The organism is [Phormidium] sp. LEGE 05292 (assembly GCF_015207735.1).
GTDB lineage: Bacteria > Cyanobacteriota > Cyanobacteriia > Cyanobacteriales > Aerosakkonemataceae > Floridanema.
This window is the reverse complement of sequence record NZ_JADEWG010000002.1, coordinates 112,976-128,863: the sequence shown is the minus strand read 5'-3', so window position 1 is coordinate 128,863 and position 15,888 is coordinate 112,976. Positions and strand designations below refer to the sequence as shown.

Below are 15,888 nucleotides of genomic sequence, written 5' to 3'. Positions count from 1 at the left end.
TAATTCAGAAACTTAAGTGGCGCTTAAGCCACTTGAATTCTCCGTTCTTACCAAAAATGGGAAAGCAATTTAGATAGAGTAGTTTTGCATAACGGAGTACCAAATATTTTTAACCACTACGCTACTGCCACAAACATTACGAACGAACTTCCATCAAAGCCCACCAATGAGTTGGTTTGATTCCCGTGTAAGCAATTCATTGGCGATCGCTCGATTATTTTGATAAATTTCCAATCGGATCGAGTTGAATCTGAATACCGAAAAGCTACAATATAGTTAACATTTGGCTCTGAATCGGTAAATCGATATTGCGGTCGGCTTGTCGTACCCGCAATATTAAAACCTGTTAAATTAATCGTATAGAGAGCGAGAATTAGCCCTTTATAACACCCTGACTAAAGAACAAAAAGACCAAATTCCGCAGCTCTAGCAGTTTGAAGGCTGGATAAACAGTTATTGCTCCACAAGAGTTATACCAGGAAGTTTTAGCATACAACTCAAGTTTGCCTGTTGTGTAGTTCCGTTTGCTTTGAAACGAGTACTACTTGCAGAAAATAAAACCTGTTTCCTTGCCCTAGTTACACCTACATAGAACACGCTTAATTCTTCTATGAAATTTTTTTCATTTCTACTATCTACAGTTAAATTGCAGTTGCTTTTATGGTTACAGGCTCCGCAGAGTCCATACCAGTTAGGCATAGAGTATTGCTCCATATCTGGCATTAATACATAATCCCATTCCAATCCTTTTGCTCCATGAATGGTTGATATAATGACACTCTCACTAACATATTCCATGTTTTGCTTTAGTGTTCTATTGTCAAAAGTATCTCTTATGAGGATTAATTTATCTTCGGCGCTTAGAAATGAGTAATCGCTTAAGACCCTGGACAAAAAAACTTCTAGTAAATTCAGCAATGACTTTATTACTGGACTGCTACTATGTTTGAATGTTTCTTCAATTTTAAGATAAAACTTTCTTAGGGTTACTTTGGAAATTCTAATATCCTTTCTTAATTGAGCGGTGAATTGAGAACAGCACTCTCTATGAAATAATAAATATTCTGGATCATCGTCACCAAAGAGAGCATAAAAATAGGAAATACCCTTCTCGATAAGTACCTCAATAATTTTCTCAATGTTTACTCCTCTTTGTTTTACTAAAATTGCAATTTTGTACAGTTGACCATCTTCATAAGATAGCAAACAACTTATCTGTTGTGTGATTTTTTTGGCTTCTTCTAGTTGATTATTAGCAAATATAAATGGAATCTTCGCATTTGTTTGAATAGCTGGAGCATCAGGTTTCTTTGCATTTAGTCTGATATTTTTATCCAGTTGAAGCATCTGTGGATTAGACATAAATCTATAATTCTTTTCAAGTACTATCTGCTCCATAGAAAATAGTTGCTCTGCCTCAAGCATTAAATTCGGTATAGCGCCTATAAAGCCATATATCCTTTGCAAGGAATCTCCCATAAAAACTAATTGAGTTTTATTAGCTACTAGCTTCTTTAATAAAGCCCAGCTTAAAACATTTGTATCCTGAAACTCATCCACAATAATCACGGGGAAATAACCCCGATAGAAGTGAAGCACTTCACTATAGTCATGAAATAGCCTTAAAGTAAGCGCAAGGATTCCATTAAAACTTATATAATCCTTATCAAGAAACCTTTCTATGATTCCATCTGTGTATCGATGGAAGAATTTTGATAGATATTGTTTGTCTACCTTTTTAACAGCATCACTATATTTAGTAAACATTAAAGCATTATCATAAGATATTTTTAGAAGCTCAGTTATTTCTTCGTTTCTGGAATCATCTACAGATTTCAGTATATCTAAATTGGATAGTTTAGAATGTAGCAAATAACCATATTTTTTTAAAATATGCCTACAAAAACCATGATAATTTGAGACAAATAAGTTCTGATTTATTCTAAGTTGATTTGAATTTATGGACTGAATTAGGTAAGGCAAATGTTCAGAAAGCTCTTTTTTAATTTTATATGCTGCATTAACACTGAATGTTAATGCAAGGATTTTTTTGGGATGAGCAATTTGTCCAGTAGCTAGTAGATAAGCTACCTTACTAATCATGGTTTTCGTCTTTCCGTAGCCCGCAGGAGCCTCAACAATAAGTCTCTTAGACTCCGAGAAGACAACCTCAAGCTGCTTTTCATCGTCAGAATGTAGAGTTCTGAGCTTCTGTAATAATTGATTCTGTTCTGATTCACTTAACATTGTTCGATAATTCAACTGCTTTTTGAATTAAATCTCTATATACTTGAGGAATTACAGTAACGTATTTACTTAAATCTCTTCCAAGAAGAAGACTTTTCTTTTTTCTTAAAGTAGGGAGAATATCCTGTTTTGAGATATCTTTGAGTTCTTGGTTTTTATCTGAGGATAAAGAAGCTAACTGAGGATGAATTAGGTTTTGAGGATCAAGAGGAACGCTGATGCTCCTAGCCTTTCCCATGAAAAAATTAACCTTTGTATAATTAGGGAATTCTTCCTCTAAATATTTTGCATAATCTGCGATATTGAAGCTATCATACATATCTTCTTCAAAATCCTCTCCTTGCGTGAAAAACAAATTTGGAGTACCACTATGACTGGCTCTCTTGTCAGCATCCATTACTCCTATATTTTGAATACCAAACTCATTTAGCAATTTCATTAAAGGTGGAATCGAATCAGCGCTTCCTGCTTGAACAACGCTAATTCCTAATTCATCTAGATCGACATTCATTTTTTCACTAAAAATAGGGAAAGCGCCAAGTTCACTATCGCCTTCAACCAAAATTACTACTTTAGAAAAAAACGCTTCTTTAACATAAGGCAGATTCTTGAGTAGCTGTTTTTCAGTAGCTGTATCTAGGTTTATATCAAACCCATTTTTTACAACCATAGAACCATTGTCATCTTTAGAGATTCTTAAAAACTGTCTATAGTCATTTAGTAAAATGTTAGGCGAATGTGAAACAACTATAATTTGTCCAAGCAATCTATCTATTTGAAATATCTCTGCAAGAAGAGAGCTAAAATCTGGATCATCATTATTTACTACTCGCATAAGATATTTAATTAAACTTCTTTGAGCATAAGGATGCAAGTGAATCTCCGGTTCATCCAACCCTATTAAAACTGGAATGCACTTTTCTCCACTTGAGCTATCTTCGACAATACATCTATCTAAACGCTGCTGGCTAAGGCTTAGTAACCTTTCGAGAATTGACAAGGTGATAATTATTGAGAACTGTACGCCATAACCTAAGTTTTCCAAAGTTCGATTATTATCATCTGCTAATAATATGAGCTTTGCCAACAAGTTCTCGTTATTCTCTTCCCTAACAGCTTGCACCGAGAAATCTCGAAACGATTTAATTTTTTGCAAAGATTGGTTGACTCCGATTATAAATTCATCAATTTTTTCAGTAATTACAAAGTCAGAGTCTTGCAAACTGCCATTTCTTAGATACTTGACTATAATATGATGCAAGAATTTACCAACACCTCTATTATTAGAAAAGCTTAGTTCAGATGATGGATTCCTCAGTGAGTCATAGTTTATGTAATTGACGCATTTTACTTTGCTACTATGAATAGCTGTTTGTGTTTCTTGATGTTGAAACTTAATTATTTCATCAGGAGATTCTTGAATAGCTACTAGATTTATTTCCTCTCTGTTGTTAGGATCAAACAAATCATCAAAAAATCCTTGCTCAAGCTCGGAAAGTCCCAATGAAAAATTAATTTGAATTTGATTATCTAGATTCCAAAAATCTGATTCAAAAAATTATTTTTGTTAAATATAATATTTAATAAATCGAGTAAATTTGACTTACCTAAATTATTCTCCCCAATAATGAAGTTTGTTGTAGGATGAAACTTTATTTTAACCCCATCTAAGTTCCGATAGTTCTTGATCTCAAGCGTAGAAATCCTCATAAGGCTTAAACACTGTGCAAACTACCCTATATTCTAGCTTCAGAAACACGCGATCGCTAGTTTAGACCTTAGAATTGAAAGCATTCAATGAGCAACTCCAATTCATACACCGATCAGGAAACTCTATACCCTGCCAACACCTCAATGGGCTGACTCTAAAAACCTAAAGCCAACCGTCTAGCCGAGCAGCTTACTAAAGATGGGCTCAAAAGCACCGCAATTCATGGCAACAAAACTCAGGCAGCCCGCACCCGTGCGCTGCAAGACTTTAAGCAAGGGAAAGTGCGGGTATTAGTCGCCACCGACGTAGCATCGCGGGGACTAGATATCGACCAGCTTCCCCATGTGGTGAACTTTGAACTGCCCAACGTTTCAGGGGGCGACAACGAGGCTAAAGTGGTTGCTGGATGAGGCTTATAGCTCTCAGACCTCTTTGATAAAAGCATCGCATCGGTCGCACAGGTCGCGCTGGAAACGTTGGACAAGCCGTTTCCCTGGTCTGTAGCGATGAATATCCCTTCCTGAAGAACATCGAACGGTTGCTCAATCGAACCCTTCCCTCATACGTGATTCCAGGGTACAAGCCAACCTCCCCCTGCGGCAGAGCAACCGAAGCCGAAGCAATCGAATCAACGTCGCAGTAGCCAGAGAAAGTCCCAGACACCATCCACACCCACCCGCAGCAAAAAGTCCACAAAATCGGGGAATCGCGATCGAAAACGGCTCCGCACTGCCTAAACCCCCTGCGATTACCGCCTACATAAGGCGAGATCCTCGACTTGACAAGAGAAGTCGGGGATCTCAAGCGCTGACTTACAACTCAAATAAATTAACTACAAACAACTTTTTTGCTAATCTTTACTGAACAGGAGGAAGTAGTTTAATTGGTTCTCTCCTCATACTGAGCGTTAATCTCCAATGCCATCTCAAGCAATACTTTTCTTTGCTAAAATAACTTTTCCTTAAAACTTGACAACATTCTGATATTCGATACAAGTTTCCCCATGCACTTCCAATCGCAGGAGGAATTTCGTTTGGTAAGCAAAGTAAGTAAAAGTAAGGGTATTCAGTAGTGCAGTTAATTGGCTGACACCCTGGAATGAAAGTATCAATTTTTTCATCTTGTAAACTAGAAAGATGCAAGCATAATCCTTGCTGCCCGTTCAGATAAACTTTTTCAATCCTATCGATTTGATAATCATTGCCCCAACGAGCAGGGAGAGAATAGCTGCAGTCTGGATCGATTAAAGTAATTACTATGGATGGATTCATTCAAAAACCTACATTTAATTTTTGCACAGCATTACAAGTTAGCGCTACTGGTTTTTAACCAATAGCGCCTATTGACAATTCAATTTTCGCAGATAGGGAAAGTTCCAACCCTTTAAGAAAGGCAAATTCTCAACAATGCTGGCAGGATCGAATCAGCCTTTTCTCCACTTTTTAGTTCAACTTCTAATTCAAACAGCATAGAAAGCGCTCTTGACAAATAATTTATCGAAATCTCCTTCACCTCTTGCCGCAGAAAATACATTCTTTTCGGATTACCCAATCCACATAAACTAGCAATTTCCTCTTCAGAGCGTTTAGCTACCAATGCTGCTTTTACCCACAACCATGTCTTAAACTGAGTGATGAGAGTAGCAACAATTACCAGGGGGAATTCTGCTCTCGATAGCAACTCACGTACTATCCGAACGATCTCAATAGTTTTACCTTCCAATAAGGCTTGAGCTAATTGTAAACTATTGCTGGTTGTAGTAGGAATTAGCAAAATAGCTTGCTCTTTGGTAATCCGCTTACCTGCTGCATAGACAGCTAGCTTTTCCAATTCCTTCACCATTCTGGTAGTATCATTGCCAATCGCTTGTGCTAAATAGCTAACAGCATCACGAGCAATAGTTAGCTGCATCTGTTTAGCAGTATTTGCGATCGCTTGTTCGATTAAGTCGGTACGCCAAGGTGGAATCAAATTAAATTCTTTCAGCTTGCCTAACGATAGCAAATGTTTACTTACCTTCAATCGTTTATCAATCGAAGTAGCGATAAACACCAAATGGGTAGTTTTAGGTAGCATAGATAAAGGTTGCAAAATCTCTAATCCCATCTCGCCAAACTGTTTAAAATCACAGCCTTCTACGATAATCAGTTTGCTACCTTCACCCAAAGGAACCGACAAAGCACTCATTATCGCAGCACTCAATTGTTCGGCACTAAATCGATGCACGTTAAAGTCTCGCCACACTGGATGCGTTTGTACTTTTAAACTTGCCAATTCTCGCTTAATCGCTTCAGTATCGTTACCAATCAATAGCGTTATCATGCTGAAACTTTCTCCTGTTGTTCGATGGCAACCGTAACGGAATATCTCAATGCTTTACTGACAATTCGCTCTACCAATACAATATTGGTTTGAAACTTTTTGACATCAGATGCTTGCACTGCTAATATGCACTTACCATCCTTTAAGCTTACTAATTTGGCACGAGATAGTAGGGTGCGATTAGCTGGTTTCGTTGCTTCAATAACCTGACCCCAAACCGAATCCAAATCTTTAGTTGTACCATTTCCATTCCCGTTATACTGCGATCGACTTACTTGCTGTTCTCGTAACGGTTGGCGTTCGCTCTTTTGAATCAAGTTGAGCAAACATACTTCTAACCAAGTAGCACCATTAGTCGTCATTCTCAATTGACTCTCCGACTTTTGTAGTTGCATTAAAGCTGCATCTATGCTATGGAAATCCAAGCTGCTAGCGATTTGTCGCAATTGCGAGTAGCTAAGAGTTCCCGCGATCGCACTTTCACTTTTGGGTACGCTTTTAACGATCAGTAAATCGCGATAAACTGCCAGCATACTACTGAGGATTAATTTCGGTGTTTTACCGCTATCAATCAGGGTTCTCGCCGATTGCAATACTGCCAGCACATCACCTGCACAGATAGCTCGTACAATACCAGCTAAATCGTTAGAAGAAATCCCACCAGACACTTCTATCACATGGTTTGGTGTAATTTCTTCTCCCATCAGCGATAATTGAGAAAGCAATTGCAAAGCATCTCTCAAACCACCCTCAGAATGCCGTGCGATAAGTTTAGTTGCTTCATCTGCGATCGCGATCGATTCCTGAAGAGCTACTTTCGACAATTGTCCGACAATTGCCTCAATAGACAGTGCTTTGAAGTTAAACGTTTGACAGCGCGAACTAATAGTTGGTAATACTTTGTGCGCTTCTGTCGTACAAAGAATAAATACCACATGAGATGGTGGTTCTTCAATACACTTGAGGAGAGCATTTTGAGCGCTACTACTAAGCTGATGGCATTCATCTAAAACGAATACCCGATATCGACTCATTGCTGGCGCAAAATTGCTACTAGAGATTAATTCTCTAGCATCTTCTACCCCATTGTGGCTAGCAGCATCAATTTCACTCACATCCAAACTATTGCCTGCATCAATTGCTTTACACGATGTACATTTATTGCAGGGAGTGGCTGTGGGAGTTTGGCTGCTAAGACAATTGAGAGATTTAGCCAGAATACGTGCTGTGGAAGTTTTACCCGTTCCTCTTGGCCCTGTAAACAGATAAGCCGGGGCAATTTTAATGGAAGTAACGGCATTTGTTAGCGCCGTTTTAATTGGTTCTTGACCGACTAAACTTGAGAGGGTTTTTGGTCGATATTTGAGCGGTAATGGTTGGTGCATTATTCGAGTTTTATTCAAAGTGCTGAGTAACTCCCCGTTAGGGGATGAAAAATTTAAGGATAGGGAGAGTAGGAAAACTAAAAAATCCTTCTCCCTTGCAATTAATCATTCTTGTGGTGCGAGAACATACTCCGATTCGATCGCAGCTTCTCCCGATGCTGGTGTGCCAAAAGGGGATATCAAAATGGGTGTTGTAGGTGTTGCCAAAAGTATTCGCAGATCCGAACTAGAAATCGCTTTGGCAGTTTCAATTAGATAGCGAATATCGCACTTCAGCTTCAAGTCACTTCCAATAATTTTGGCATCCAAGATTTCAGTTCCAGCACTAATAGCGTTACTAATTGATGCTTGAACTTGCTGCCGCTCGGAATTAAATTCTAAAACGACCGTAACATGAGATTTATCGCTGTGAGTCGCTAAACGCTCTAAAGCTTTCAACAATGCCAATCGCTCAATCAGTAATTCACGATCGAACCGATTCCTGTATGGATCGATAATTTGGCTACAATCGGGATACTCTCCCTCCAATAATTGACTGGTTAAATGCCAGTTTTTCCACCGAAATGCTACAAATTTTTGCGAAGTTTGAGTCGAAATATTGTAGTAGATAGAGAGACGGTCAGATGGGTTTAAATTGCGCTCTAAGACTTTAAGTGTTTTAGCAGGTACGGTGAACTGTACCGGGGAATTCATCAAAGGATTGGGATTATCGCTGCTTTCACTTAATCCTAAAATCATGGCAATTCGATGACCATCTGTTGTGCAAATCCTCAATTGGTCAAGTCCCCTTTCGCTATCGTGGCTCAGTTGGAAATGAACGCCTGTTATAATCCTTTTAACTTCATCAGAACTGACAGCGAATAAACTACCTTTAAGCGCTGCTAATAATACGCTAGCAGGCAGAGAAAGCAGCTTTTGTTCTACCTTGGGAATAGGGGGAAACTCATCACTCAAAAGTCCGCGTAAAACGTGATGACTTCCTGACATCTTCATCGTGGCACTAACCGATGGAGTGTTTGTACCTGAAGTCGTCAGTTGGCTATTTAAGGTGAGACGACCAGATGGAAACTTACCTAAAATTTCAGCAAGTATGGGTGCAGGAAGTGTCAAAGCTCCCGGTTGATTGACTGTAGCATCGAAACTCACTTGCAAACCGAATTCCAAATTATAGGTTGTCAGGTGCAATTGTTGTGCATCTGCATCTGCTTCAATTAGTGCATTGCACAAGATAGGGTGGGTGCTATTATTAGGAATTATGGTTTTAAGGGCTTGCACGTAATCGTTGAATTCTCTAGAATTGCAAATGATTTCAACTTCAGATGCAGTTGAGGGGGATGGGGTTAAGGTTTCGGAAACTTCTTCAACCTCAGTTGGAGAGATTGTTTCGGGTTGGTTAGTTAGAGGTGATGTAGCCTTGACTCTGCGTACTTTCTCTTCACCCGCTACTGAAGATTTAGCAGTCGATGGCCGCTTTTTCTTGGAGGTTTTTCTTGGAGTATCTGCTTCTACTGTAGTGAATTTTTTGAGTGGAGCTTTTGTCATGATTGAACCCAGTTTGATTATCTGGATTTCTACTGCGGTAGCAGATGTGAACTAATATCAATCTCATAGTGCCTCGATGATGGGGACACTTGTGGGATTGGCGATCGCTCGTTGCTAAGTCTAGCAATAATTCAATCGAAAAATGTTGAGTCTGTAAGTATTTTGCAGAGGTATTGAGTAATTAATTGTTCAGGGGGCGACAAGCGCCCCGAAACCAAGATGAATGCAGGGTTGTAAGGTTCAGACTGGGTGAAAAATTTCCCAGCTTATTGAGAACAAACTTTATTGAGAGAAAAATAAAACTGAATTTAGCTGCTCTTCTTGTGGTAAAAAAGAACGGTCTTATTATTTCAACAAGACCGTGATAAATATGCTACCTGAATTCTCTCAAAACCATCTCCAAAAATATCTGACTGAAACCCAACTGATTACATTAAAATTATTAGTATGGCTGCTGCAAAGCCAGAAACAAGTAAAAATAGAAAGGCTGGCTGCAACCTTGCCTTTACCAATTCAACAGAACAGTCGCCGTCGCCATCTACAACGTTTTTTAAGTTTGACTAGGTTAAGCGTAGTTTTGGTGTGGTTTCCCCTGATTAAAGAAATTGTTAATCAACGCATACCCAAAGGAAAACGATTGATTATTGCCTTGGATAGAACCGCTTGGCAAGAGAATAATATCCTGATGGCCAGTGCGATTTATCAAAAACGCGCTTTCCCGATATTTTGGATTTTATTATCTAAAAAAGGTGCGAGTGATTTGAGAGAACAACAAGTCGTCTTGCGCCCTGTAATTAAATTATTTAAAACTCATCAAATAGTGATTGTAGGGGACAGAGAGTTCCACAGTGTAGACTTGGCGCAGTGGATAGACCGTCAAGGTGTCAAGTTCGTGTTGAGGCAAAAAAAGGATACGACTTTTCGCCTGAAAAGAAAAAAATTTAATTCCCTATCAAGTATTCAGCTAGCACCCGGTCAACGAAAATTTTTCTCAGAAATTAACATTACCCAAAAAAAAGGTTTTGGTCGGTTTAATTTGGCTATATATTGGCGCAGGAAATATAAAAATAAACAAGAAAAATCACCTTGGTATCTCCTAACTAATTTAAGTGATTTAGAAACAGCGGTAAAAGCTTATAAACAACGTTGGGGGATTGAAGCAATGTTTAAGGATTGTAAAACTGGTGGTTATAACCTAGAAGGTTCTCAAGCTTCACAGGATAAATTAGTACGTTTAATCTTATTGATTGCTATCGCGATGAGCACGGCTTGGTTACAAGGGGAACAAATAAGCACTTTAGGGAAATCAGCTTATATTTGTCGGCCAAAGGAAGCAGGGAGAAATAAACGAAGGCATAGCAATTTCTGGATCGGTTTGTATGGTCACAATTGGATAGCCGCCTTTCATGAGTGTCAGGAGTGGGTTGAGGAATTGGTCACTTCTGTTCGCAATAAGCGCTCATTTTATCAACGGGGTTTAAACGCTATAACCCAGATCCAGCAAGCTTCCTAGCTCCGTTGTCGCCCCCTGAAAATTAATTGCCAGCAGTTCCCGCTTTTATGAGATACAGTAGCAATTAGCAAACCAATTTATTACAAACCACTACAAAATATTTAGTGTATCGCATAAAATTGGAACCCCCTGTGAATAGTTACATAATTATACGAATGAGTGATTAAGTAATCAAGTAGGTTCTGGATTAGTGCGTTAGCAACTTCATTCATTGTTAGATTCTTACGCCCGCAAGTTGACTGGAATTCATCCCATAAGCTTGGAGCAATGGCAACCTGCTTCGGTCTGCTCGATTTATATAGAGAGGAAGAAGAATAGGAGTATTCATACCTGGCTTTGCTGCTATCTTTTGTTTGGATAGTTACGGGATTCTTTAACCACTCCTGAATCAGTTTGCTAATAACTTCAATCATGCTTAGCCCACTACGTTTGCAAACTGACTTGAATTCATCCCCCAAGCTAAGGTTAATAGTAATCCGTCTGATAGGTGGCTTTGGTTCCAGGTTCCGTTCATTGAAATACGGTTTATAATGTTGGAGCAGATTTTTTTCAAGTTTGGACATCTGCTCTGTTTTGTTAGACCACAGCATATCTGAGTATGTTAACCAGGCTATGCGAATATCCTCACCTGTCTCAACCCAATAAGAGAACCAATCCTTCTCCCAAAGATGATGGTTTTTTCCTGCCCAACGTTGCCGGAGGTTTCCGGTTTTGCCAATATATAATACTTTACGCCCATATCGGACGAAGTAGATCGCTGGTACAGTGGGGAGCTTGCCTTGATTAACAACCAGGTTTGGTAAATTTAACAGATCGATCATTATTATTATATTTTGAGTATTATTGATGAGTATCTTAATAAAAAAATGAAAAAAATGTCAAGCATTCCGAATTAAGTAGTCGGACATAAATAATGTTAACTGTCTTAAGTTTTATAAAGCTGGTTAATCAGCCTGCTGGTAACGATTTCATAGTTTTTACAACCCTTAACACAGTGTCGATGGCTTTTGTCCAACTACTTACAACCTTACCTTGTTTATCTGTGTTATATTTTCCCATTAGCTCAAGCCGAAACAACTTTTATATAGAAAAAATAATGGATGGTGATGTTCTCTAAAACCTATTACCGATCGATTTTTGAATAATGATAGACATTGAAAGCAATCGCAAGTTTTAACCCTTCTTCCTCACCAACATCAGAGATGTTTTTGCGGTGTTCCAATCTCTAATAGAAATTTAGATAAGTTTGAATAGCGGAACCATTCGCGCATTAAAGGCTCAGTCAGGCTGTAAATAATTTACAAGCTCAACTGTTCTGATTATCACTTAAACAACAGGACTTCACAAATTGTAAAGTCCTGCCTAAGTTGTTTGAATTTTCTACCTGTCTAGCTTCTCTAAATTACTTCTTAAAACCCAGCCGCATTTCTGTACCGTACACAAACCTCAACAAGCGATCGAGACTTTACTCAAAACTTTTGAGAAGCTAATCAAAAAAATTCTACCTACAATGCAATCGCGCAATTCGGTGTTCTTTAGGAGCTATAAATAATAGCCGTTCCCTACATCTCGATGCTCCTACATACCACAAGCGGTGGTACTCTTTGATTTTTTGCTTTACACTCATATCATCTCCTATCAATAATCGAGTCACCAGATCATCTCCATCAATCCCTACCCCATCAAAAGTGCTACCCTGCGAATTATGAATTGTCAGTGCAAAACAATTATTAACATCAGCAAATAAATCATCTCTGAACCAATAATATTTGCGCCACAAAAATCCATTACGCTTGGCACTTTTAAGCTTCTGTTCCAATTCAACTTCATAGCGCTTTTTCTCCGATTCATGCAGCACAAAAATTTGCCGCACCATTCCATCATCGGTGACAATCTTGAGCAGCCAGACTCGATAACCATAGTGCTGATTCGTTTCCACTTCTTTCACTGTAAATTCTGTTGAAGTTGATAAAATTACCGTCTTGCCATCGGGAGCCATAATTGGCTTTTTGGTAATTAACCTTTCGCCTGGAACAAATCGGGGTGCAGTTATCCCGTATATTTGTTCTCGAATTATCTGGTTGTAATAGTCTACTCGTTTGTTAGTCCAGCAGAGAATTCTAAAACAATCTGGGTTGTCGGCAAATTTACAGTGAATGACTTTAATTGCATATTGCAGCAATGTTTCTGTCTTAACTTTAAAAGCTCCATTCGATTTATCCCCCTTTTTATATTGAGAATGGGGGAGAAAAAACGAATTAGAACTTTTACTTTTAACTGCTTGACGGCAATCAGTGATAAAATCAAGTACTGGGCTTTCTCCAGCTTGTCTGACTACTTCAGTCAGAAACGTTCGAGCGGTAACGCTAAAGCTAGGGCTTCGCTTTTCTCCGACTGGATTAAGTTGAGCAGAATCTCCCATCAAAATTAACTTGCGGTGGTTAAACAACGTCCTTTCAAAACTGCGTTCTATCCAATTCCACAATTGTTTTCCCACCATCGAACATTCATCGAGAAAGATGATGTCATACAAATGGAGACTGCTAGAAGTAGTCTGTTCTAAGACTTTATCTTGTTCTTTGCTGACCATACTTAACCCTAAAAGTTGGTGTATCGTCAGAAAATCAACTCCTAAAATACCGTGCTTGGTTGCCATCTTTTTGAGAATATTAACAGCCTTATTAGTGGGAGCAGTCAGTGCAATTCGTTTGCCTTGTTTTAGTAGTTCTTTGATGAACTGAACGATGATTGTAGATTTTCCCGTACCAGCATAGCCACATAATAGAAAAAAGGACTCTGTGCTTGACAAGAATTCTCTTAATTTTGAGAGAGCTTGTTGCTGTTGTGGTTTCAGCTTAAACGGATACGGCGGATTGATTATTTGAGGATGTGTTAGTAAACTTTGCATCATCTATTCGCTCCAATTGATAATTTCATCAACCAACAATCTAAGCGTTAGCTTATTAAAGTAATTGCGGAGTAGTCATAATTTTTATTATTGTCTACTCCTTCATTTCAGGGTATTTGCTCTAAATTGAGTTCTGCTACTTTTTGGAGAGCCTCTATGCGTTTGGCTAGAGTTTTTTGTCGATACTTCTCTACTCCATATTCGTACCGTTTATCAGTATGGCGAAGTTCTGGAGTATAGCAGTCTTGCAAGTGGCTGAGGTAGCCGACTTGCTTTTTAATAAAACGCCACCAAGCTTTAGCTAGCGCTTTGGTACGAAAGCCAATCCAAGCTTTAAAATACGAACCATCCCCACTAACTTGGTAAGCAACATTCGGCGATAATTTAGCGATTGGCTCGATTTGAGTAATGCCCAAGCATCTCAATTCAGTTAAACTGTAAATTTGAACTTCTCCACTATCCCATTGAATTTGAAAAGGTCGCAGAAGTTCAATATTTAATTCGACAATTGTTCCGAATATTTTTATTCCACTTCGCTGTCTCAGGATACGCGAACCAAGATAAATCCCGTGAAAATCTCGGTCTTGAACTAAACTTTTTAGTTGTTGCTGCCAAAGTTCTTCCCAAGCAGCATTAAGGTGAAAATCATCATACCTTTCTTCTGCTAGTAAACATCTCAACTCCTGAAAGATTTGCTGCTTTTTCGCAGTAGTGATAAGTTCCAAATTATTAGGCATAGCCAAGGCTAGATGTACCCTTAATCTCGTTTTTAGTTCTAAAAGAGTCAAAGGGCTAGCTGTTTCGGGCCGATCGAGAATTGGAATGTCTACAGCACAAGCAAATAAACGTCCGGGAAACAGTTGTCTAGTAAAGCGAAATCGCTCGTCAAGAGAGCGAATAATTAGATGATGCTCGGTAACTTCTTCAAGTAAAAAAACTCTCGTCTGATTCAACTTCACCAATTTAGCATTGCCAAACTGCATAGTCGTGTTCGCTGGTAGCTCTAGAAGAGTTTTGAGCGGTACAAATTGTGAAACGATCGAAATTTGAAAAAATCGAATTTCGTCGAGTGTATAAGCAAAAGCATCGGCTTCAGAATCACTCCTTCCATCCCAGGTAATAGTTATAGGTCGGTCTGTTTCAGTTAATGAAGTTACCACTCCATAATGCTGACCTTGAGTTACAATATCGCCTAAATTAAACAGGTGCGGTTTTACTAACTCTGGTTGAGGAAGGGATGCTCCAAAAACTGCTACTACGTCTAGAACTTCTAAGCTTTGGATTTCCTCATCAGTCATTTCGAGCAAACTGTTTGGATTTTGGTCTGTCGTGTTGAGGTTGAAAAGTTGGTTCATTTTGAGTTATATTGAGCTAGATTGCTAGTCCAAATGTAGTGCGATCGCATCGAGCCAATATCACCATTAAAGTAGGTACTAAATCGTCTCAATCCTCCTGTTAATAGCAGCGCTTTGACATACTCTGTAGCAATCGTAGCTACTTGTTGATTAACAAATAATCCTTGCCGATTGCGTAATGCGATTTCCGCACAAGAAAGTGTAGTATCGCTTAATTCTTCAGGTTGAGATTCTAACAATTCAGGATGCTGCAAACTAGGTGAAGGCAGGTTGATACAAAAGCTAGGACTTTCTGGGTTGTCGAAAGCGTTTTTAAGTTCAAATTGATTGGTTGAACCTAATAATACTTGTCCAGAATTTGAATGGGCGTGATTGCCGCAATCCAAATACCAAATATTCGGTTCTTTATTTTGATTGAATTCCAAACATTGGCTGATTTGATAACGGGCTGCTGCATTATCTACACAGCCGATAATTACTGTTAAACCTCTCCAATAATTATCTAATAAATCTCGCTGAAAAGATTTGTCGATCGCAGTTAGGTTGCATCCCAATGCCAGGTTGTATCTAGTTGCTAAAACTAGAGCTTTATTGCAGCCTATTTCACTCTGAATAAAGTTCTGTCTGGCAATGTTCTTAGCTTCAATAACATCGGGGTCTACCAAAGTGCAACTAACCTTTTTGTTGGTACTTGTTTCTAAGACTTTGAGTAGCCTAGCTATATTAGGTACAAGCCATCCTCCTGTTCCCCCAGTTCCAATAATCCAGATGTTGATTTGTTGGCTGTTGCGAGTTAAAATTGGTACAGATTTGCTGTAAGTTAGGTTTAGCATATATTTTCGATCGCGAAAATACGGTAAATTTTGTGAGTTATTTAAAAATAGTTTTCATTTCTAATAAAAGAA

General features: G+C 38.7%; 13 protein-coding genes and 1 pseudogene. 3 read left to right on the top strand and 11 right to left on the bottom strand.

Annotation, left to right across the window (positions count from 1 at the left end; all coding sequences use genetic code 11):
- Positions 1-453 precede the first annotated feature (453 nt).
- Genes IQ264_RS01450 through IQ264_RS33800 form a run of 3 tightly spaced genes read right to left on the bottom strand, consistent with a single transcriptional unit; the run spans position 454 to position 3,957 of the window.
- Positions 454-2,247 carry a UvrD-helicase domain-containing protein gene (locus IQ264_RS01450; protein WP_193977874.1) on the bottom strand — a complete coding sequence of 598 codons (1,794 nt, stop codon included), beginning with the start codon at positions 2,245-2,247 and terminating at the stop codon, positions 454-456.
- Positions 2,237-3,751, bottom strand: a complete 1,515-nt coding sequence (locus IQ264_RS01445; protein WP_193977871.1) for an ATP-dependent nuclease — start codon at positions 3,749-3,751, stop codon at positions 2,237-2,239. Before IQ264_RS01445 ends, IQ264_RS01450 begins: the two co-directional genes overlap by 11 nt.
- A 26-nt stretch (positions 3,752-3,777) precedes the next feature.
- The gene (locus IQ264_RS33800) at positions 3,778-3,957 is read right to left on the bottom strand and encodes an AAA family ATPase (RefSeq protein ID WP_193977870.1); all 180 of its coding nucleotides are present in this window, start codon (positions 3,955-3,957) and stop codon (positions 3,778-3,780) included.
- Between the two features lie 189 nt (positions 3,958-4,146).
- Here IQ264_RS33800 and IQ264_RS33795 point away from each other — a divergent pair.
- A pseudogene (locus tag IQ264_RS33795) lies at positions 4,147-4,368 on the top strand (helicase-related protein); the annotation flags it as partial.
- Between the two features lie 447 nt (positions 4,369-4,815).
- Here the strand turns inward: IQ264_RS33795 and IQ264_RS01430 are convergent.
- The 4 genes from IQ264_RS01430 to dnaN form a co-directional block, all read right to left on the bottom strand.
- Positions 4,816-5,229: a hypothetical protein gene (locus IQ264_RS01430; RefSeq protein ID WP_193977868.1), complete on the bottom strand. Its 414-nt coding sequence runs from the start codon at positions 5,227-5,229 to the stop codon at positions 4,816-4,818.
- Positions 5,230-5,341: 112 nt separating this feature from the next.
- Positions 5,342-6,280 carry a DNA polymerase III subunit delta gene (gene holA, locus IQ264_RS01425; RefSeq protein WP_193977866.1) on the bottom strand — a complete coding sequence of 313 codons (939 nt, stop codon included), beginning with the start codon at positions 6,278-6,280 and terminating at the stop codon, positions 5,342-5,344.
- Positions 6,277-7,665: a DNA polymerase III subunit gamma/tau gene (dnaX, locus tag IQ264_RS01420; RefSeq protein WP_193977864.1), complete on the bottom strand. Its 1,389-nt coding sequence runs from the start codon at positions 7,663-7,665 to the stop codon at positions 6,277-6,279. The genes holA and dnaX overlap by 4 nt, the downstream gene beginning before the upstream one ends.
- A gap of 105 nt (positions 7,666-7,770) precedes the next feature.
- The gene (gene dnaN / locus IQ264_RS01415; RefSeq protein ID WP_322744580.1) at positions 7,771-8,940 is read right to left on the bottom strand and encodes a DNA polymerase III subunit beta; all 1,170 of its coding nucleotides are present in this window, start codon (positions 8,938-8,940) and stop codon (positions 7,771-7,773) included.
- A 28-nt stretch (positions 8,941-8,968) separates the two neighbouring features.
- Between dnaN and IQ264_RS32575 the strand changes: the two genes are divergently transcribed.
- Positions 8,969-9,262: a hypothetical protein gene (locus IQ264_RS32575; protein WP_228061208.1), complete on the top strand. Its 294-nt coding sequence runs from the start codon at positions 8,969-8,971 to the stop codon at positions 9,260-9,262.
- A gap of 315 nt (positions 9,263-9,577) precedes the next feature.
- Complete coding sequence (locus IQ264_RS01410; protein WP_193977860.1) at positions 9,578-10,720, top strand: IS4 family transposase; 1,143 nt, start codon at positions 9,578-9,580, stop codon at positions 10,718-10,720.
- Between the two features lie 101 nt (positions 10,721-10,821).
- Here IQ264_RS01410 and IQ264_RS01405 read toward each other — a convergent pair whose 3' ends face one another.
- From IQ264_RS01405 to IQ264_RS01390, 4 genes are all read right to left on the bottom strand, one after another.
- Entirely contained in the window at positions 10,822-11,541 is a 720-nt protein-coding gene (locus tag IQ264_RS01405; RefSeq protein WP_193977858.1) for a hypothetical protein, read from the bottom strand.
- 680 nt (positions 11,542-12,221) lie between these two features.
- Complete coding sequence (locus IQ264_RS01400; protein WP_193977856.1) at positions 12,222-13,631, bottom strand: ATP-dependent DNA helicase; 1,410 nt, start codon at positions 13,629-13,631, stop codon at positions 12,222-12,224.
- A gap of 104 nt (positions 13,632-13,735) precedes the next feature.
- Complete coding sequence (locus tag IQ264_RS01395) at positions 13,736-14,983, bottom strand: hypothetical protein (RefSeq protein ID WP_193977854.1); 1,248 nt, start codon at positions 14,981-14,983, stop codon at positions 13,736-13,738.
- Complete coding sequence (locus IQ264_RS01390) at positions 14,980-15,816, bottom strand: ThiF family adenylyltransferase (protein ID WP_193977852.1); 837 nt, start codon at positions 15,814-15,816, stop codon at positions 14,980-14,982. Before IQ264_RS01390 ends, IQ264_RS01395 begins: the two co-directional genes overlap by 4 nt.
- Positions 15,817-15,888 lie beyond the last annotated feature (72 nt).

Excerpts from the sequence above, each read along its gene's own strand:
- IQ264_RS01450 (WP_193977874.1), bottom strand. The coding sequence starts at position 2,247 with ATGTTAAGTGAATCAGAACAGAATCAATTATTACAGAAGCTCAGAACT.
- IQ264_RS33800 (WP_193977870.1), bottom strand. The coding sequence starts at position 3,957 with ATGAGGATTTCTACGCTTGAGATCAAGAACTATCGGAACTTAGATGGG.
- IQ264_RS01430 (WP_193977868.1), bottom strand. The coding sequence starts at position 5,229 with ATGAATCCATCCATAGTAATTACTTTAATCGATCCAGACTGCAGCTAT.
- holA (WP_193977866.1), bottom strand. The coding sequence starts at position 6,280 with ATGATAACGCTATTGATTGGTAACGATACTGAAGCGATTAAGCGAGAA.
- dnaX (WP_193977864.1), bottom strand. The coding sequence starts at position 7,665 with ATGCACCAACCATTACCGCTCAAATATCGACCAAAAACCCTCTCAAGT.
- IQ264_RS32575 (WP_228061208.1), top strand. The coding sequence starts at position 8,969 with ATGATTTCAACTTCAGATGCAGTTGAGGGGGATGGGGTTAAGGTTTCG.
- IQ264_RS01410 (WP_193977860.1), top strand. The coding sequence starts at position 9,578 with ATGCTACCTGAATTCTCTCAAAACCATCTCCAAAAATATCTGACTGAA.
- IQ264_RS01405 (WP_193977858.1), bottom strand. The coding sequence starts at position 11,541 with ATGATCGATCTGTTAAATTTACCAAACCTGGTTGTTAATCAAGGCAAG.
- IQ264_RS01400 (WP_193977856.1), bottom strand. The coding sequence starts at position 13,631 with ATGATGCAAAGTTTACTAACACATCCTCAAATAATCAATCCGCCGTAT.
- IQ264_RS01395 (WP_193977854.1), bottom strand. The coding sequence starts at position 14,983 with ATGAACCAACTTTTCAACCTCAACACGACAGACCAAAATCCAAACAGT.
- IQ264_RS01390 (WP_193977852.1), bottom strand. The coding sequence starts at position 15,816 with ATGCTAAACCTAACTTACAGCAAATCTGTACCAATTTTAACTCGCAAC.